Annotated in this window: 14 protein-coding genes; 13 read left to right on the forward strand and 1 reads right to left on the reverse strand. The window is 51.1% G+C overall.

Annotation, left to right across the window (positions count from 1 at the left end; genetic code table 11):
* Positions 1-103: 103 nt before the first annotated feature.
* Complete coding sequence (locus L1N85_RS04350) at positions 104-904, forward strand: carbon-nitrogen family hydrolase (RefSeq protein WP_235235231.1); 801 nt, start codon at positions 104-106, stop codon at positions 902-904.
* On the opposite strand, the gene L1N85_RS04355 is transcribed toward L1N85_RS04350, so the two are convergent.
* On the reverse strand, positions 905-1,798 hold the full coding sequence (locus L1N85_RS04355; RefSeq protein ID WP_235235233.1) for a LysR family transcriptional regulator: 894 nt from the start codon (positions 1,796-1,798) through the stop codon (positions 905-907).
* A 164-nt stretch (positions 1,799-1,962) separates the two neighbouring features.
* On the opposite strand from L1N85_RS04355, the gene leuC reads away from it, so the two are divergent.
* The 12 genes from leuC to L1N85_RS04415 all read left to right on the forward strand — a co-directional run bounded on the left by leuC (position 1,963) and on the right by L1N85_RS04415 (position 19,333).
* Positions 1,963-3,378 (forward strand): 3-isopropylmalate dehydratase large subunit, encoded by a 1,416-nt coding sequence (leuC, locus tag L1N85_RS04360; RefSeq protein ID WP_235235234.1) that lies wholly within the window; start codon positions 1,963-1,965, stop codon positions 3,376-3,378.
* Positions 3,379-3,406: 28 nt separating this feature from the next.
* Positions 3,407-4,006 (forward strand): 3-isopropylmalate dehydratase small subunit, encoded by a 600-nt coding sequence (gene leuD / locus L1N85_RS04365; RefSeq protein WP_235235236.1) that lies wholly within the window; start codon positions 3,407-3,409, stop codon positions 4,004-4,006.
* Between the two features lie 158 nt (positions 4,007-4,164).
* On the forward strand, positions 4,165-5,607 hold the full coding sequence (locus tag L1N85_RS04370; protein ID WP_235235238.1) for an N-acetylmuramoyl-L-alanine amidase: 1,443 nt from the start codon (positions 4,165-4,167) through the stop codon (positions 5,605-5,607).
* A gap of 19 nt (positions 5,608-5,626) precedes the next feature.
* Positions 5,627-6,229, forward strand: a complete 603-nt coding sequence (locus tag L1N85_RS04375; RefSeq protein ID WP_235235240.1) for a GerMN domain-containing protein — start codon at positions 5,627-5,629, stop codon at positions 6,227-6,229.
* An 82-nt stretch (positions 6,230-6,311) separates the two neighbouring features.
* Positions 6,312-8,798, forward strand: coding sequence for an S-layer homology domain-containing protein (locus L1N85_RS04380; RefSeq protein WP_235235242.1), 2,487 nt, complete (start codon positions 6,312-6,314; stop codon positions 8,796-8,798).
* Between the two features lie 162 nt (positions 8,799-8,960).
* The gene (gene nth / locus L1N85_RS04385; protein ID WP_235235244.1) at positions 8,961-9,656 is read left to right on the forward strand and encodes an endonuclease III; all 696 of its coding nucleotides are present in this window, start codon (positions 8,961-8,963) and stop codon (positions 9,654-9,656) included.
* Between the two features lie 5 nt (positions 9,657-9,661).
* A complete protein-coding gene (locus L1N85_RS04390; RefSeq protein WP_235235252.1) occupies positions 9,662-9,934 on the forward strand; it encodes an NAD/NADP transhydrogenase alpha subunit in 273 nt (90 codons plus the stop codon).
* Between the two features lie 11 nt (positions 9,935-9,945).
* The gene (locus L1N85_RS04395) at positions 9,946-13,593 is read left to right on the forward strand and encodes a dynamin family protein (protein WP_235235254.1); all 3,648 of its coding nucleotides are present in this window, start codon (positions 9,946-9,948) and stop codon (positions 13,591-13,593) included.
* Between the two features lie 295 nt (positions 13,594-13,888).
* Positions 13,889-15,676, forward strand: a complete 1,788-nt coding sequence (locus L1N85_RS04400; protein ID WP_235235256.1) for an ABC transporter ATP-binding protein — start codon at positions 13,889-13,891, stop codon at positions 15,674-15,676.
* Complete coding sequence (locus tag L1N85_RS04405) at positions 15,676-17,499, forward strand: ABC transporter ATP-binding protein (protein ID WP_235235258.1); 1,824 nt, start codon at positions 15,676-15,678, stop codon at positions 17,497-17,499. The genes L1N85_RS04400 and L1N85_RS04405 overlap by 1 nt, the downstream gene beginning before the upstream one ends.
* Before the next feature lie 128 nt (positions 17,500-17,627).
* Positions 17,628-18,809: a formate-dependent phosphoribosylglycinamide formyltransferase gene (purT, locus tag L1N85_RS04410; RefSeq protein WP_235235260.1), complete on the forward strand. Its 1,182-nt coding sequence runs from the start codon at positions 17,628-17,630 to the stop codon at positions 18,807-18,809.
* A 248-nt stretch (positions 18,810-19,057) separates the two neighbouring features.
* Positions 19,058-19,333, forward strand: a complete 276-nt coding sequence (locus tag L1N85_RS04415) for a YqkE family protein (RefSeq protein ID WP_235235262.1) — start codon at positions 19,058-19,060, stop codon at positions 19,331-19,333.
* The last annotated feature ends 9 nt before the right edge of the window (positions 19,334-19,342 follow it).

Raw genomic sequence — 19,342 nt, forward strand, 5'->3', positions numbered from 1 at the left:
AATCGTAAAGTAGTAAAAGCCTCATCGTTAAGCTTCCCATCTTGACACAGAACCATGAGACGGTATCATTAGGGAAAATAAGCAAACGTGGGAGGAACGGCAGATGAAAAACAAATTGCGGCTTGCTTTGCTGCAAATGCATGTAGAAGCGGGATATCCAGAAGCGAATTTCGCTAAGCTTTCGACGATGCTGGAGGACGCGGTAAGCGCAGCTGAAAAACCGGATGTCATTCTATTTCCCGAAATGTGGAATACAGGATATGCGTTAACGCAAATTCAAACGATCGCGGATAAAGAAGGGGAGAGGACGAAGGCGTTCCTGTCGGCCTTCAGTAAAATGCATCGAGTTCATATCGTCGGAGGATCGATCGCGGAGCTTAGGGAGGATAAAGTGTTCAATACGATCTATGTCTTTGACCGGGAAGGGAATGTAACGGCTGATTATTCGAAAATACATTTGTTCCGTCTAATGGACGAAGAAAAGTATCTCGCTGCCGGAGATAAGCTTGGCACGCTTGAAATTGAAGGAGCCAAGGCGGGGATGATGATCTGTTACGATATCCGTTTCCCGGAGCTTGCGCGGAAGCTTGCGCTGGAAGGAGCCAAGCTGCTTTTTGTGCCTGCAGAATGGCCGCACCCGCGCCTTCACCATTGGCGAACGCTGCTTACAGCGCGCGCGATTGAAAATCAAATGTTCGTCATTGCCTGCAATCGGATGGGCTCAAGCGGAGACGCCCATTTCTTCGGTCATTCAATCGTGCTGGATCCTTGGGGAGAAGCCATTGCAGAAGCCGGAGATGAGGAAACGATTATCTATGCGGATATCGATTTGTCGCTCGTCGATACCGTGCGATCCAAAATTCCGGTGTTCGAGGATCGCAGACCCGCCATATATGAAGCTTAATTAGCGAAAGTTACTGATCGTTTTGTTCAATGTCCGTATAAAAGCGTCAGCCGCCTTGGATAGATAACGTCCCTTGCGGCTTGCGACTACAAGCGTTCGCGTAGGCTTAGGGTTTAAGGGTAAGTAAACAGGAATAAACTCTGCGCCTTTGGCCCGCGTCAGCATTTGCGGGACGAAGGCGATTCCCATGCCGCCGGCAACAAGAGATTGAATCGTCTCCATATTGCTGCTCTCGAACACGATTTTGGGCGTGAAACCGGATTGCTCACATAATTCCACCGTAATTTGACGGAAGCCTTGCCCGCGTTTTAGCCCAATGAACGGCTCCTCCTCCAAATCCGCGATATCGATCGCTCCTTCTCGCTGCGCAAGCGGATGCTGCGGCGATACGGCCAAGCAAATTTCTTCTTCCAGGAACGGCTCGTAAGAAAGGGAATGATCGATGAGCGGCAGCGAAAGCAAGCTTAAATCGGTGCCGCCGCTGGCGGTAAGCTGCTCCAGCTTGGCAGTCGTGTCTTCTACAAGTACGACTTCGATCTGCGGGTACAGCGCACCAAACAAGGGTAATACAATCGGCAATATATGCGAGCCCGTAATAGGCAGTGTCCCAACGACAAGCCGACCCCTGCGCATTTGAGCCATATCGTCCATTTCCTGCTTCAATTGCTCTACGGCATCAAGAATGGAATGCGACTTATCTACAAAAACTTGTCCCGCCTGCGTCAGTTCTACCGAGTTGGTCGTTCTTCGAAAAAGCAGCACGCCAATCTCTTGCTCAAGCTTTGACAATTGCTGGCTAAGGGAAGGCTGGGCAATATGGAGCTTCTCGGCGGCACGGGAAAAATTTTTTTCCAACGCGATCTGGATCACGTAGTTTAGTTGTCTCAGTTCCATTATGAATGTCCCCTTCATTTGGTTATGAAAGTTAGAAAACTTCCATTATAGTTTTTTTCTATAGACGTTATAGATATTATATCTTGGATCAATGAAGAAAGAAATGATATAGTAGGTTCAGTTAAGAAATGCAGAAGATTTCATGAAACGATGAGGTGAGCATAATGACGAAAAAGACAATGTTTGAGAAGATCTGGGATAATCACGTCATTCATCAAGAAGAAGGAAAGCCAAGCGTTATTTATATCGATTTGCAGCTCGTTCACGAAGTAACATCGCCGCAAGCGTTCGAAGGCTTACGCCTATCAGGCCGTAAAGTTCGCCGTCCTGACTTGACATTCGCTACGATGGATCATAATGTACCGACGAAGGATCGTTTCAACATTACCGATCCGATCTCGAAGCAGCAAATCGATACATTGACGCAAAACTGTAAAGATTTCGGCGTAACGCTGTTCGATCTTGACAGCATTGACCAAGGTGTCGTACACGTAATGGGTCCTGAGCTCGGACTTACGCATCCTGGTAAAACAATCGTATGCGGCGACAGCCATACTTCCACGCACGGTGCATTCGGCGCTTTGGCGTTCGGTATCGGCACGAGCGAGGTTGAGCACGTTATGGCTACTCAGTGCTTGCAGCAATCGAAAGCAAAGACGCTGGAGGTTCGCTTCAACGGCACACGTAAACCGGGTGTAACGGCAAAAGACTTAATTCTTGGCGTTATCGCGCAATACGGCACTGACTTTGCAACGGGTTATGTAATCGAGTTTACCGGCGAAGCCATTACCAGCTTGACCATGGAAGAGCGTATGACGGTTTGTAACATGTCAATCGAAGCGGGCGCACGCGCCGGCCTTATTGCTCCGGATGAGACAACCTTCAACTACCTGCGCGGACGTGAATATGCGCCGGCTAACTTCGATGAAGCGGTAGAGGCTTGGAAACAGCTTACAACAGACGAAGGTGCAGAATACGACACAGTCGTTCACTTTGACGTAGATGCTCTTATCCCGCAAGTAACATGGGGAACCAGCCCGGGCATGGGTACAAACATTACGGCTAAGGTGCCATTCCCGGCTGATCTTCCAACGGAAAATGAACGCAAAGCGGCAGAAGCAGCACTTGAGTATATGGATTTGAAGCCGGGCACGCCAATGACTGAAATCGAAATCGACTACGTGTTCATCGGATCTTGCACAAACGGCCGTATCGAGGATTTGCGCGCTGCCGCTGAAATTGCCAGAGGCTACAAAGTTAGCGACCGTGTAACGGCAATTGTCGTTCCGGGATCGGGCCGCGTAAAGATTCAAGCAGAGAATGAGGGCTTGGACAAAATCTTTACAGAAGCGGGCTTTGAATGGCGTGACGCAGGCTGTTCGATGTGCCTTGCAATGAATCCTGACGTTTTGAAGCCGGGCGAGCGCTGCGCATCAACATCCAACCGTAACTTTGAAGGCCGCCAAGGCCGCGGCGGACGTACGCACCTTGTATCTCCTGCGATGGCAGTTGCCGCAGCGGTTAAAGGCCGCTTTACAGACGTACGCGATTGGGAAATCAAATCCGAAGTGTTGAACTAATTGAACGCGAGAGAGGGGTATATCCGATATGGAACCTTTTAAAAAACTTACAGGCATCGTCGCCCCGGTCGACCGGGTCAATGTCGACACTGACGCCATTATACCGAAACAATTTTTGAAGCGCATCGAGCGCAGCGGCTTCGGCCAATTCCTTTTCTTCGAATGGCGTTTTCACGAAAACGGCGATGTGAACGCCGAATTCGAGCCGAACAAACCGCGTTACGAGGGTGCTTCCGTTCTGATCTCCCGCGCGAACTTTGGCTGCGGCTCCTCCCGTGAGCATGCGCCATGGGCCATTCTAGATTATGGCTACAAAGTTATTATCGCTCCGTCTTATGCGGACATTTTCTATAATAACTGCTTCAAAAACGGTATTTTGCCAATCAAGCTAAGCGAAGAGCAGGTTGAAGAGCTGTTCCAGCGTACGGCGAAGCATGTTGGCTACAAGCTGACTGTCGATCTTGAGAACAAGCAGCTTACTGACGAGCACGGTCTTTCTATTTCGTTTGACCTCGATGAGCACCGTCGTCAATTTTTGCTGCAAGGCCTCGATGATATCGGCTTGACGCTGCAGCATGAGGACAAAATTACCGCTTACGAGCAAAAGCACGCCGCTCGTCTTGGATAATGTACACGTAACGAAGAGGGCAATTCGGCCGATAATGGCGAATTGCCCTCTTTTTTCCTCTAAACGCAACTTTTTCTGACAAGCTGCGTCTATATTTTAGTCTGTAATAGTCGAATGCACTCATTCGATGCGGGCAATTTCAGTCATCGAGGTGGGAAATGAAAAGATTTGTATCCATGTTGTTGTTTATGTCGGTTTTTTTCACGATGTTCGCCGCAGTTGGACATGCTGCACAGATCGTCCCAAAGCTTTATTTGAACGGCCAGCCATTAACTTCTGACGTCAATCCGCAAATCGTCAATGAATCTACGATTGTCCCGGTGCGTACGATATCGGAAGGTTTGGGCTATCCAATTGAATGGGACAACGCTACCAAGACGGTAACGGTCTATAACGGCCAAGCTGTCATTAAGCTGAAGTTAAATGACAGCGTTGCGAAAGTTAATGACCAGCAGGTCCAAATGGATACGCCAGCATCGATAGTGAAAGGAACAACGCTCGTTCCGCTGCGCTTTATTGGCGAGCAATTCGGTCTTGACTTCGAATGGAAGCAGGCCGAGAAGGAAGTACATATTTATGAGAAGCCAATGGAACCGGAAGTGCCGACATCGCCTGAGGTGCCAAAGGAATCGGAAGAAACGACGGGCTGGATTACACAAGTGTCATTTGACGGCATTAGCAGCTTGAAGATCAATTATGCCGGCAGCGTTACGACGAAAGAACCGCTTTTCTTGGATAATCCGAAGCGAATCGTGTTTGATTTGCCGAATACCGTCTATTCTAATGAATTGAATAACCTATTCGCGAAAGGTCAAGTCGAAAGCATCGTTGCCGACAATCCCTTCCTGCAGAAGTTTCGTTACTCGTTATTTTCCAATTCTCCATCCGTAGCGCGCTTGGTTTTGGAGGTAAGCGAGGATACTGGCTTCATTATGTCGGAAAGCGTAGGTGAAATTCGTTTCGACTTATTGCCGGCGAATGAGGTTCCGCAAGAGCCGATCGAGCCGCCGCCGGTCGTTGTCGACCCGCCCGTTACGGAGCCGGTAGCGCCTGCGGATGATGGCATTTTCGACATCGTCATCGATGCGGGGCATGGAGGCAAGGACCCTGGCGCCATAAGCGTGCTAAAGAGAACCGAGAAGGAATTTAATTTAAGTATTGCGCTAAAGATTCAAGCCTTGCTTAATAAAGAAACGAACATAATGGCTCATCTCACTCGTTCGGACGATACCTTTGTTGAGTTGGTTGATCGGGTGAAATTTGCGGAAGACCTGAAAGCGGACTTATTTATATCTGTTCACGCCAATAGAGTCGAAAATTTTTCTGTAACCGGAACTGAAACCTTTTACAATCGCGCAGCCAGCAAGCCGTTCGCAGATGTCATTCATAAGCATCTGCTTGCTGCAACAGGCTTGAAGAATCGAGGCGTGAAGGAGGGACCGTATAAGGTTATTAGAGAGACGACGATGCCTGCAATATTATTAGAAGCCGGCTTTTTGTCGAATAAAACAGATGCCAAGCTATTATATGATGAAAAAGTGCAAGATCGGATCGCTTCAGAGATTGTAGCAGGTATTAAAGAATATTTAAAACTTAAATAGGAAGCGGGTGTTCAGCGATATGACGACATCAAAAACGCGGGGGCTGCTTGCTTTCATTGTACTTTCTTGTGCATTAGCAGGCTGCGGCGCTCAGGACAAGCCATTGGGAAACACGGGAACTTCGATGGAGGAGCCGACAGCCACGGTTATGCCGACTGCAACAGCTTCTCCATCTCCGTCTCCGTCTCCGTCTCCGTCTCCATCTCCGTCTCCGGAGCCGACGGCTGTCATCAATGAGCGAGAGGCTATCATTTACTTAACCGATGCCGAGCTGCTTGCAACGGTAGAAAATCCGGTGGTAATTCCCTATGAGACCGAGGAGGAGCTCGTGAAAGAGGCTGTTGCCGCCTTGCAGCAGGATGCCGGCGAGAATGCCTTGTCGTTATGGAAACCGATTGAAATCAAAGCGGTCGAGCTGGCAGACGGTCTTGTCACTCTGGATATTCATATACCGGATGAAGCCCGTCTCGGCGCGCCTGGGGAACTGCTCGTTATCGAAACGCTGCAAAAAACATTGTTTCAATTCGAATTTGTCGAGTCCATCGATGTGCTGGTTGACGGCGAAGCGGTCGAGAGTTTGATGGGCCACGTCGACCTGGAGCATCCGTTGCACAAGGAATAAAACTAAAATAAGGGTGGCTTCCATTGTCGTTTTTGTTACGGCGGTGGAGGTCATCATCAACTTTCAGGGGGAATAAGTGTCTATGCCATTTCCATTTACAGGGAATAAAATGTTGATTGGAGCGCTGGCGTTATCGCTAGTCGCAGGAAGCGGTATGAGTGGTGTTGGATCGGCAGATGCTGCATCAGCGGCATTAACGACGCCTTTTACCGATATTAGCAAAGGGCATTGGGCCGAGAAGCATGTGGCTAAGCTGGCTCATCAGGGTATTATTACGGGTTACCCGACAAGCGGCGGCACCTTTGAATTCCAGCCAAATAAAAACGTCACGAGGGAAGAAGCGGTTATTATGGCGCTTCGTTTTGCCGGACTTGAAGATCAAATCGATAATGGCACGTTGATTGGATTTCCAGATACTTTCGAGGTCAGTTCTTTTTTCAAACCTTATGTTCTGCTCGCCTTTACCTCCGGACTGCTAGACCAGACTGAGGAATTCGCGCTCGCGGCAAAAGATCCGGAATCGGCATGGGGGACACGTCCTGCGTCGCGCGAATGGGTAACAAAGCTTATGATTCGTGCGATTGGCCAGGATGAAGCAGCCGTCCAACTGCAAGACACGCTATCGATGTTCGTAGATGCCGACCAAATCGACGATTTGTACAAAGGCTATGTGAATGCGGCATCCAGCCTGGAGCTCGTAAAAGGGGTTACGGCTGATAAGTTCGCTCCGAAAGCGGATGTAACGAGAGCGAGTCTAGCTACCCTTATAAGCCGTGCGCAAAATCAGTTCCCGGTTGAATATGAGGGCCAAACGAGCGGAATCGTATCACTATTGTCGGATTCTTCTATTACGCTGTACAACGATATGACGGAAACGACCTATGCGCTTAGCGCAGACACGCTTTATTATGAGACTAATTCGGAAACGCCAATTACGAAGGAAAAACTGATCGAATACGGCGAAGTTACGATCATTGCTAAGGAAGGAAAGGCACTTTACGTCGAACTGACGGATATCACTCCGCATACGGAGACCGTTAGCGGTACGCTGGGTCGTGTTATTTCCGCAGAGAACAAGCTTTACATATGGGTTAACGATAAGCCTGTTGAAATCAATTACAATGCTTCTCTTACCGTAACGGACAACGCGGGCAATGCCATCGCTCTAAACAGCATTAAACAAGATGCGCCAATAAGAATCGTAAGAGATACTTTCCGTGAAACGCCGCTGGCGTTTAAGATTACTGCTGCGCCTCAAACGGCGGACGCGGTCGCAACAGGCACTTTCTATGGAACGGACGGGGAGCTCATTACGATCATGGGCGAATCCGGTTTGATCACTAAATTCATGGCAGTTGCTGCCACCGTTGAGATCGAGGGGATGAGCGGCTCGACGGTATCGGATCTGCTTAAGGAATCCGATCAGGTGGAGCTCACTATGAATGCCGATGACAAAGTTACGAAAATCAAAGTGGTAAACCGTAATGTCAAGTTGGTGGCCGGCGCACAAATCGCAAGCTACGCGGAGGATAATAAACTCCTTACGATCCTGGGCGGAAATGGCGGAAGCCCGATGGCTCTTTTCTTCACAGATCGCACCAAAATCGATTTCGGCGGAAATGCGATGACGCTGGATTCTGCCAAATCGTTTTTAACGAAAAATCGCAAAGTGATCGTTTCCTATACGGGCGACACGATCGTCTCGCTGCAGTTTGTAACGAAGTATGAGGGTTCGCTTGTTTCAATGAACTCGGTATCGAATCAGCTGACTCTTCGTCTTGAAAGCGGTGCTCAGGTGTCCATACCTTACAATACCGCCGTAGTCGAAGTTGCAGGTGCGGCTTCGGCCTCATATGCCAGCCTGAAAGCAGGAGACAAGCTTACGTTATTGCTAAATGCCGATCAAGATAAGGCAGCGACCATTAAAGTTCACCGCAGCCTTCAGTATGAGATTGCGTCGGTGGACGCCGTTAACAAGAAGCTGGTTGTCAAAAACGCGGCGACTACGGAGCTTAATCTTCCACTGTTCAATGTTGAACTGTTTAACGAGGCAGGAGCGAAGCTGGCGATCAGCCAACTGCAGCCGGGAATGATCGTGAGCGCAGCTTACGTCGGTTCGCTGCCGGTATCGGTTAAGACCATTACCGCTACGTACGGTACGGTCGAAGCGGTTGATGCCGGCAGCGTGACCATTACGGACATGGCCGGCCAACCGGTCGTTGTGAATGGCGACGGTGGGTTCATCATTTATAAAGGAGCTGCGCAGGACAGCGTTACAAGTCTCTTGTCTGCAGGCGACTATGTAGAAATTCTCAAAACCGATGACGGTAAAACGCAAATATCCGTAGCTCCCGGTGAAAGCAGAACCTTTACAAACTACAATCTGCTATCCAAACTTGTGCAAACCGAGAAGCTGTCAGCAACGGATACTCGCAGCTTTTTCAAAGTGACGAATCAAACGAAGTATTACCAAGGCGGAAATACCGTGACGATAGGTTCATTTAAGTCCGGCGACCGCATAACCGTTTACGGTTTTAGAAACACGGCGATCGCTATCGTTAAGCAATAAATATAGAGCGATTTATGGATCTGAATAAGAGAGATACAAATATTTTGTGAAAAAACTGCCCTTCGGGGCAGTTTTTTTATAGAATGTGGTTGAATCTAGTTGCTAACCGTGACAAATTTCGCTACACTTTGAACGATAGTGTATCGATTAGGGGAGAGGACGATGAGCGCGAAACAGAAAATGCGTCATGTGCTGGACATTATAGCGGATATGTTTCCAGATGCGCACTGTGAGCTTAATCACAGCAATCCATTCGAGCTGACGATAGCGGTGTTGTTATCGGCTCAATGTACGGATGAAACGGTGAATAAAGTGACGGCGTCTTTATTTCAAAAATATAAGCGGCCCGAGCATTATTTAAACGTTCCGCTGGAGGAGCTGGAGCAAGATATTCGCCGCATCGGTTTATTTCGCAGCAAAGCTTCCAATATCCAGAAGCTATGCCGCATAATCATTGATAAATATGACGGGGAAGTACCGGATAGCCATGAAGGGCTGACGGAGCTTCCGGGCGTTGGCCGCAAAACGGCGAATGTCGTCATGTCAAATGCGTTTGGCGTACCGGCGATTGCAGTTGATACGCATGTGGACCGAGTTTCAAAGCGTCTCGGCTTTGCGAAGCCGGAGGATTCGGTCCTTGAGGTCGAGAATAAGCTGATGAAGCTCGTTCCGCGCGAGGAGTGGACGTTAACCCATCACAGACTCATTTTTTTCGGCCGCTACCATTGCAAGGCGCAAAGCCCGCAGTGTCCGATTTGTCCGCTGCTTGATTTGTGCAAGGAAGGTAAACAACGTATGAAGCCAGGCTTTAAAACAAAAAATAATACCAAGAAACCTAAAATAGCCAGTGAAGGATGATGATGATGAATTGTATTTCCGTGTACACGAATAATTTTGAGCTTTTTTCCGATATTTATGAGCAGGTTCTTGAATCTCCCCCTCAGGAGCACGAGGATATCGTCGTGGAAGGCATTACGGTCAGCGGCTCCGGCGATGTGCCGGATCAGTACATCGAGCGCATGCGCGTAAAGCCGGAGGTTGTCGTTATGAGAGATAAAGAGCGCAACATCATGATTTTGCAGCATGGCAATGTATTTGAAATTTGTTTGCCGTCTGTTGAAGTGGAAGCCGTTTAAGGAGCCAGCAAATGACTGAATTGACCGTTCAAAGCATAGCGGGAGCAATATCCGAAGCAGCAGGCGCCATGGCAGCCGCTGGAGATACAAGACATGCAAAGCAAGCGCAGGAGCTGAACAGTAAGCTGACCGATGGTCGGCTTACTGTCGCTTTTTGCGGACATTTTTCGGCTGGAAAATCCACTTTGATCAACCGGCTGTGCGGCACGAAGCTGCTGCCTTCGAGCCCAATACCGACAAGCGCCAACGTGGTCTCGATTCGCGGCGGCGAAAGAGCTTATGCGGCTGTTGAGACGCTCCGGGGAGGGGTTGTTTCGAAGGCTGAGGTTGCAATCGACGAACTTGACCGGTACTGCGTAGACGGTGAGCAATTTATGTCTGTATCTATCGTATATCCGAGCGAGCGTTTAAGCGATCATACGGTGCTGCTTGATACGCCGGGCATTGATTCCACCGACGATGCGCATCGTATGGCGACGGAGTCGGCGCTGCATCTGGCGGACGTCGTGTTTTATGTGATGGATTATAATCATGTGCAATCCGAAATTAATTTTTCCTTTGCCAAGCAGTTGAAGGACTGGGGTAAGCCCTTATATTTTATCGTGAATCAGATCGATAAGCATCGCGATCGCGAGCTATCTTTTGCCAGCTACCGCCAAAGTGTTGAAGATGCGTTTCATGCGTGGCATTTAGAGCCTGCGGGAATCGTTTATTTGTCGTTACGCGAGCCTGATCATCCGCATCAGGAGTGGACATCTTTAATGGAGCTGATGGATCGATTGCAGCAGCTGCGAGAGCCGCTTTGCGCTTATAGCGTAGATGCATCGCTGCGGCATTTGGTGAAGGAGCATTTGAAGTGGCGCGAGCTGAAAACGGAGCCTGAGCGGGAAAGATTGCTCGGGGAGGCCGGCGGGGAAGAAGCGGCAGCGAGCGTCAAAAACGAGATGGAAAGACTTAGCTTGCGAATAAGCAGCATTGCGGGCGAACGGGACGTTTATCGGGCGGAGCTGCGCAAGGAGCTGCAGCTGCTGCTCGATAATGCGAATATTACGCCTGCCGGGCTGCGCGATCTGGCGCAGTCGTTTCTGGAAAGCCGCAAGCCCGGCTTCAAGGCGGGCTTGCTGTTCGCCGCTGCGAAGACGGCTGCGGAGCAGGAAAGGCGTTTGCAGGCGTTTGGCGATGAATTGAACAGCTTGATCAGCGCCTCGATCGATTGGCATGTAAAGCATTTGCTGCGCGTGGCGGCGGAGCGAATCGGATATGATGCCGACCGGCTGGAGAGCGAATTGTCGCTTAAGCTGGGCTGGCTCCCTGAACCGAAGTGGCTCGTGGAGCGCGTTAAAGCGGGGGCCGTCATCGGCAATGAATATACGATGACGTATAGCCGCGACCTAGCCGCGGATATTAAAGCGGTTTATCGCCAGCGGGCGCTTGAGCTGATCGACGCGCTGGCGGAGCATGCGGCGGCGGCGGGCGAAGCGGCGGCCGCCGAGGCGCAGGCACAGATTGCGGCGCTTCGTGCGCAGGCTGGCGCTTTCGGTGCGCTGGCAGAGCTGGCGAAGCGCGCTGGCGAGCATGAGGCCCGGCTGGCGGCAGCGCTGCCGGAGCCGGCGGCGAAGCCGGCTTTGCCCGCGCCGCGCGCAGCTGACGCGGGTGCGGGCGCGCAAGCGAAGCAGACGGCCGGCGGCGGGGCCGCTGCCGGAGCTAGCGCCGCGGAGCGAGCGCTGCGCGCGGGTGCAGCGCGCGGCGGCGCCATCGCCGGCGGAGCCGCGCTCGCGCAGCAGCACGGTGCAGCCGCGCGCTTAGCCGGCGCGGCGGAGCTGCTGGCGCCGCACGCGGCGCTGGCCGCGGCTGCGCACGCGATGCGCGATAAGGCGAAGCGGCTGCGGGACAGCCGCTTCACCATCGCGTTGTTCGGCGCCTTCAGCGCCGGCAAATCATCGCTTGCTAACGCGCTGATCGGCGAACCGGTGCTCCCGGTATCGCCTAATCCGACGACCGCAGCGATCAACCGGCTCGTGCCCCCTACGGAGGAGCACGGTCACGGCACGGCGCGCATCGTCATGAAGCCGCGCGCCGCCATTCTGGACGACGTGCGCTACTCGTTAGCGCTGCTCGGAGAGAAAGCCGCGTCCGAACAACTGCCGGACGCCGAAGCGCTGATGCGGACGATTGACCGCCTGTCTCCCGATTCCATCGGAGCCGGCGGCCGCCCGCATTACAGCTTCCTGCGCGCCGCCCGCGCAGGCTGGGATGAGCATGAAGCGCTGCTTGGGCAGCAGCTTTCGGTCAATCAAGCCGAGTACGAGCGGTACGTAGCCGAGGAATCCAAATCCTGCTTCGTCAGCGAAATCGAGCTTTATTACGACTGCGCCTTAACGGCGCAAGGTATCGTGCTCGTGGATACGCCGGGCGCCGACTCTGTTAATGCGAGACACACGGGCGTAGCTTTCAACTACATCAAGAACGCTGATGCGGTGCTTTTCGTTACGTACTATAATCATGCCTTCTCTCAGGCGGATCGGCAGTTTCTGATGCAGCTTGGCCGCGTGAAGGACCAGTTCGAGCTCGACAAAATGTTTTTCCTTGTTAATGCAGCTGATTTGGCAGCCGATCCGGAGGAACTGACGGGAGTGCTTAACCACGTGGAAGAAAATCTGCTGCAGCATGCCATACGGTCGCCGCGTTTATTCCCGGTATCGAGCCTGCAGGCGCTTGACGGGAAGCTGGATGGCGACGCAGGGCTGCTTGCGCGGTCAGGCGTTGAAGCATTTGAGCAATCCTTCCTATCCTTTATCCGGAACGATCTCGGCCGTCTCGCTATTGAATCCGCGGAGCAGGATTTGCAGCGTTCGGCAGCGACGGTTGCTGGCTGGCTAAAAAGCGCGGAAGGCAGCGAAGCAGCGAGGGAAGCGGAGCTTAATGAGCTCTTGACAGCGGCAGAGGCCGCTAAGAAGGAGATCGCAGCCTTGCAAGCATCGTCCATGCCGGAGCAGCTTAAGCAGGAGCTTAATGAACTGCTTTACTATGTTGTTCAGCGGATCCAATACCGCTTTGGCGAGTTTTATAACCTTGCCTTCAATCCGGCCTCCCTGCAGGATGACGGCCGCGATTTGCGCAAAGCGGTCTGGACGTCCTGGCTCGAGCTGCAGCGTCTCGTTCAATTGGAGCTGTCGCAGGAAATGCTTGCAACGTCGCTTCGATTGGAGAAAGGGGTTCACTCCTTATTACAGAAGCAATACGCAAGCTCTGTTCAGAGCATTGAATCGTCAATCCATGCTTATCGTGCAGTGCCTTATGCGGCTGCCGCATTGCCGACGCCGGAGCAGCCTGAGACATGGGAAGCGAAGACTGTCGAGGCCAAGCTGCTATGGAGCCGCTTCAAGTCGCCAAGGCAGTTTTTCGAAGGAGAAGGCAAGGGACTGCTGCGCAAGGAGCTGGAAACACTGCTCTCTCCTTCCTTGAATGACTGGATGGCCGGTCAGTCGGCACAATGGACACTCCTTTACGAACAAATATGGAGAACGGCCGCGGAGCATGCAGGAAGCAAGCTTTTAGCGGACATGCTTGCTTACGCGGAGGGCCAGCGCAGCTCGTTGACGGGAAGTGCAAATACGGACGAACTGAGGGCGCTTTACGAAAAATTGATTCATCTCTAATCGTCAATGAATATTGATCATTTCATCGCATTAATAGCTCAATGCTTTTGCGGGTGCGTGTACACCCTGCAAAAGCTTTTTTTATTTTTGTGTGTTTCTGTGCAAAAAACGAGCAATTGGCACATTATTGTCACGATTTAAGACCATTTGAGAGTATTAATGGTATCTAATTTCCATATCGCCACTATAAGCGGGTTCAATCACATATTCGCATATTTATACTGTTTGCTACCATTTACCGATGCTGATAATATTCATTCATGCTTACAAAATAGATACGGGGAGATGGATTTACTTGGACGTGTTAAGACAGTTGAAAGCATTTTATTGGGCGGAACGAAAGTTATTGTTCTCCTCGATTATATGCTTAATGTGCGCGACAGCGCTCGGACTTGTCTATCCCAATTTGCTGCGCTACTTGATTGACGATGTCATCGGGCCACAGAAATTTGAGCTAGTACCGGCGCTTGCGTTCACGGTTGTTGGAGTTGTTACTTTTAAAGGCTGCATGCAGTTTTTGCACGGATTTTTTGGAGGACGCCTCGGCAATCGGGTCGCATACCGCTTGCGCAACGCATTGTACGACAAGCTGCAAACATTGTCCTTTCAATATTACGATAAAGCGAAGACAGGTGACCTCATGTCGCGGCTAACCGCTGATCTCGAGGCAATCCGGCAATTCATCGGCTTCGGTTTTGCGCAAATTTTGAACATGGGACTTATGGTCGTGTTCGGCGGTGCGATGATGCTTTTCATTAACTGGCAGCTTACGCTAATCACACTCATTACGATTCCTTTGCTGGGCTTCACGGCGATTCGGTTTGAACGACACATCCATCCGGCCTTTCGCGAAATGCGTCAAGCTATGAGCAACTTGACTACAGCTGTGCAAGAGAACGTTACCGGCGTGCGGACGGTCAAATCCTTTGCCCGCGAGTCGCACGAAGTATCGAAGTTTTCAGTCCGAAGCGAAGCCTATCAGACGAATCAGGTCGGCGCCGCAAAGATTTGGGCGAGATTTTTCCCGGTCATGGAGCTCGTAGCGAATTTAAGCGCTGTCATTTTGCTTGTTGCAGGCGGTATTCTGGTCATCAACGGATCGCTTTTGCTCGGTGAGTTCGTCGCTTTCTTCAGCTTGATTTGGTACATTATCGGCCCGATGTGGGGCTTAGGCTTTCAAATTAACAACTATACGCAGTTTAAGGCATCCGGGGAACGGGTGCTTGGCCTTCTGAATGAGCATGTTCATGTCAAAAATGCGGAGCATGCGGTAGAAGTTAGCAGCGATACGGTCAAGGGCCATGTGCGCTTCGACAGGGTTACGTTCAGCTATCCGGACAAATCGCCGGCTGTAACCGATCTGACCCTCGATGCTCCCGCAGGAACGGTCATCGGCTTGCTTGGCGCTACGGGATCGGGGAAATCCACGATCATTCAGCTGCTTATGCGCGCTTATAACGTGAAGCAGGGCACCATTTTACTGGATGGCATGGATATTCGAAATCTGGACGTGGAGAGTCTTCGCCGCCTCATTGCACCGGTGTTCCAGGAAACTTTCCTATTCTCGGCTTCGATTCGCGATAATATCGCCTACGGTGTTCGCGATGTCACACCGGAGCAAATCGAATATGCCGCCAAGCTGGCGAAGGCCCATGATTTCATTATGGAGCTGCCGCTCGGCTACGATACGATTGTCGGTGAGCGGGGTATGGGCTTATCCGGCGGTCAGAAGCAGCGGATTGCCATTGCGAGAGCGTTGATCAAAAATCCTCGCATTCTGATACTGGACGATGCGACAAGCGCGGTTGATATGGAAACGGAGCATGAAATACAGGCGGGCTTCAAGGAGCTGATGGCGGGCCGCACAACGTTTATCATTGCGCATCGCATATCGTCCTTGCGCCATGCGGACGAAATTATCGTGCTTGATAAAGGTCATGTGGTGCAGCGCGGAACGCATGCCGAGCTTATCGCACAGAATGGACCTTACCGCGAAACCTACAATATTCAATACGCTGACTATCCGCTTGATGTCGTTCCGACGGCCTTACAAGCAAGTGATCGGAAAGGAAGTACCGTCTAATGAGCGCAAGTATCAAAGCCAAAGCAACCAATAAAAATGAACGATTCGTATACCAGGACGACGAGCTGATCGAAAAGCCGTTTAACTGGAGTCAGCTGCGCCGTTTGTTCATGTACATGAAACCCTATACGAAGCAGCTTATGCCAGTCATTTTCATGATGATACTAGGAACGCTTACCCGTCTTGGCGTGCCGGCGCTCGTTATTCTCGCGATCGATGAAGCGATTGCGCCGGTGAACGGAGCAACGAGCGTCTCAAAGCTTATCCTTATAGCGGGAATCATGCTTGTTTTATACGTTATCCAATGGGCCTCCAATACGTACCGGATCAAATATACGAACATTATCGGTCAAAAAGTTATCTATGATCTTAGGAATCATCTGTTTCAGCATATTCAGAAGCTATCCTTCCGTTTCTATGATAAAAGGCCGGCCGGCTCGGTGCTTGTCCGTGTAACGAATGACGTTAACGCACTTCAGGATTTATTCACGAACGGTGTCGTCAACCTGCTCATGGATTGTGTTCAGCTGTTCGGTATCGTTATCATCCTGCTTGTCTGGAACTTCAAGCTAGGTCTTGCGGTTATGATTACTGTACCGATTATGTTCCTTGTCTCCACCTCGCTGCGCAAAAGGATTCGTACTGCCTGGCAGGATGTGCGGATCAAGCAATCGCGAATCAACTCGCATTTGAACGAAAGCATTCAAGGGATGAAGGTCACGCAGGCTTATGTGCAAGAAAAAGACAATATGAGCTTCTTCAACCATATGAACACGACGAACGTGCTTTCCTGGAACAAAGCGTCGGCGCTCAATCAAGCCTTTGGCCCGGTTATTGAAATAACGTCAGCTGTCGGAACTTTTATTTTGTTCTGGTACGGCTCGCATCTCATTCAAGCGGGGGCTATTACAGTCGGGCTGTTGGTCGGTTACGCCAACTACATCGGGAATTTCTGGGATCCGATCAACCGCTTAGGCCAGATGTACTCCCAACTGCTTATTGCCATGGCTTCATCGGAGCGGATTTTTGAATTCATCGACGAGGAGCCGACCGTTGGCGAATCAGTCGTCGCGAAGGCTCTTCCTGAGATTAAAGGCGCAGTCAAATTCGATAATATCGTTTTCGAATACGAGAAAGGCAGACCGGCTCTGAAGGGCGTGACCATCGATGTGAAAGAAGGACAGTCGATCGCGCTTGTCGGTCATACCGGCTCGGGTAAGAGTACGATCATTAACCTGCTGTGCCGCTTCTATGATCCGGTTGAGGGACGCGTGCTTATCGACGGCATCGACATCCGCGACGTTACGATCGAGAGCCTGCGTTCTCAAGTAGGGATCGTGCTGCAGGATACATTTATATTCGCAGGCTCGATCCGCGACAATATTCGTTACGGCAGGCTGAACGCAACGGATGCGGAAGTCGTCAAGGCGGCGCAGGCCGTAAACGCTCATGATTTCATTATGAGCCTGCCGGACGGCTACGACACGCAGGTCGAAGAGCGGGGCAATGTTCTATCCATGGGTCAACGCCAGCTATTGTCTTTCGCCCGCGCGCTGCTTGCCGATCCGCGTATCCTGATTCTGGATGAAGCAACGGCAAGCATCGACACCGAGACAGAGCTGAAAATCCAGGAGGCGCTCAAAGCACTTCTTGCAGGCCGTACCTCCTTTATGATTGCGCATCGCTTATCGACAATTCGTCATGCAGATGAAATCATCGTTTTGGATCACGGTCAAATCGTCGAGCAGGGCAATCATGAAGAATTGATCGCTAAACGCGGCGTTTATAACGGTTTAATCGAAGCGCAATATCGTTTTCTTTAAAATATAATAATGGTTGATTTTTGCATTCGGAACCTCCACAATGGAAGAAAAACGAACCGGATCGTTGGTCTGTGCTCTTACTCGCACAACGAACGGCCCGGCTAGCTTCCAGGAGGTTCTTTTTTGTTATGTATGGATCACCGTTGTCATCAAATGCCCGGAAAATACTGCTGCTCGGTTCAGGAGAGCTAGGGAAAGAAGTCGTGCTGGAGGCGCAGCGTTTAGGCGTCGAGACCATTGCTGTAGACCGTTACGATCATGCTCCTGCCATGCAGGTCGCGCACCGCAGCTATACGATCGACATGCTTGACGGAGCGGCCATTCGCCGCATTATTGAACAAGAGCGCCCGGACTTTATCGTTCCGGAGATCGAAGCGATCGCAACCGAAACGCTGCAAGAGCTCGAGAAGGAAGGACATCGCGTCATTCCGACCGCCCGCGCGGCCAGGCTGACCATGGACCGCGAAGGGATTCGCCGACTTGCTGCCGAGACGCTCGAATTGCCAACCGCCCCTTACCGCTTCGCCGATACGCTTGACGAGCTGCTTCAAGCGGCGGGGGAGCTTGGTTACCCTTGCGTCATTAAACCGATCATGAGCTCCTCGGGCAAAGGTCAAAGCGTATGCCGTTCGGAAGCAGAACTTGAAGCCTGCTGGAACTATGCGATGGAAGGCGGACGGGCAAAGAAACAACGGATCATCGTCGAGGGCTTCATCACCTTCGAATCCGAAATAACGCTGCTAACCGTACGTTCGGTTTCCGGGACAAGCTTTTGCCCGCCGATCGGACATGTTCAGAAGGACGGCGATTATATCGAATCTTGGCAGCCGCATGAGATGACCGCTCAGCAAATCGGGGAAGCGGAAGAAATGGCTCAACGAATTACGGATGAGCTTGGCGGTTACGGCATTTACGGCGTGGAGCTGTTCATCACGAAGGATGGCGTTCTCTTTAGCGAAATATCCCCTCGTCCGCATGATACGGGCATGGTGACGATGGCGACGCAGGATCTCTCGGAATTTGCGCTGCATGTGCGCGCCATTCTAGCATTTCCGATTCCGGCGATCCGTCTGCTGACGCCAGGCGCTTCTCATACGCTCAAAGCGGACCGCGAGACATCTTCATTCCGCATTGGAGGAATCGAAGAGGCCCTTTCTGTTCCGAACACGCAGATTCGGGTTTTTGGCAAGCCGGAGACGAAGGTAGGCCGCCGTATGGCCGTCGCGCTCAGCAGCGCTGCAGATATCGGGCAAGCCAGAGAGTCGGCTCGTATTGCAGCTGAAGCGCTCTATATCGAATACGATAATTAAAAATGATGATAAGAAATGTTAAACCATGAAGCATAGATAAGCGAAATCAGCCCGGCTGATCGTTTATTTATGCTTTTTTTTTCATACTATGGGAGACAATAAGTTTTTTACACCTAAATGCTGCAGGCTGACCTTAACCGATTCGTGCTTGCAAGCTGAACATAATAGGTTTACCGCTGAATTCAATCGTGTATAATGAAGCTTGCGGATGAGTTATACGGATTATCGATAAGGCAGGTGAAGCCGATATGGGCAAAAAACAGAAACAAGCACGTAATAATCAAGCCAAGCCGTCATCGAAAGCCGAAGAAGGCATGGGCTTGTCATTAAAGGATTTGCTTGGCGCAGAGGTGATCGGGAAGCTTAAAGCGCAAGCGGACGACATGAAGCAGGCTGAAGCTGCGCGCAAGGAAGAGGCCCGAAAGCAGGAGGAAGAGAAGAAGAAGCAGGAGCGAAAGCTATTGGAGAATGACTTCGCGTACTTGCTCGAAAACAGCGACCCGCGCTGGTCCAAGCATAAATGATTCGAAGCT

Source organism: Paenibacillus alkaliterrae, from assembly GCF_021532375.1.
GTDB classification, from domain to species: domain Bacteria; phylum Bacillota; class Bacilli; order Paenibacillales; family Paenibacillaceae; genus Pristimantibacillus; species Pristimantibacillus alkaliterrae.

Coding starts and splice junctions, on each gene's coding strand:
- L1N85_RS04390 (WP_235235252.1), top strand. CDS start 9,662: ATGAATTGTATTTCCGTGTACACGAATAATTTTGAGCTTTTTTCCGAT.
- L1N85_RS04395 (WP_235235254.1), top strand. CDS start 9,946: ATGACTGAATTGACCGTTCAAAGCATAGCGGGAGCAATATCCGAAGCA.
- purT (WP_235235260.1), top strand. CDS start 17,628: ATGTATGGATCACCGTTGTCATCAAATGCCCGGAAAATACTGCTGCTC.
- L1N85_RS04415 (WP_235235262.1), top strand. CDS start 19,058: ATGGGCAAAAAACAGAAACAAGCACGTAATAATCAAGCCAAGCCGTCA.
- leuD (WP_235235236.1), top strand. CDS start 3,407: ATGGAACCTTTTAAAAAACTTACAGGCATCGTCGCCCCGGTCGACCGG.
- L1N85_RS04375 (WP_235235240.1), top strand. CDS start 5,627: ATGACGACATCAAAAACGCGGGGGCTGCTTGCTTTCATTGTACTTTCT.
- L1N85_RS04355 (WP_235235233.1), bottom strand. CDS start 1,798: ATGGAACTGAGACAACTAAACTACGTGATCCAGATCGCGTTGGAAAAA.
- L1N85_RS04405 (WP_235235258.1), top strand. CDS start 15,676: ATGAGCGCAAGTATCAAAGCCAAAGCAACCAATAAAAATGAACGATTC.
- L1N85_RS04350 (WP_235235231.1), top strand. CDS start 104: ATGAAAAACAAATTGCGGCTTGCTTTGCTGCAAATGCATGTAGAAGCG.
- nth (WP_235235244.1), top strand. CDS start 8,961: ATGAGCGCGAAACAGAAAATGCGTCATGTGCTGGACATTATAGCGGAT.
- L1N85_RS04380 (WP_235235242.1), top strand. CDS start 6,312: ATGCCATTTCCATTTACAGGGAATAAAATGTTGATTGGAGCGCTGGCG.
- L1N85_RS04370 (WP_235235238.1), top strand. CDS start 4,165: ATGAAAAGATTTGTATCCATGTTGTTGTTTATGTCGGTTTTTTTCACG.
- leuC (WP_235235234.1), top strand. CDS start 1,963: ATGACGAAAAAGACAATGTTTGAGAAGATCTGGGATAATCACGTCATT.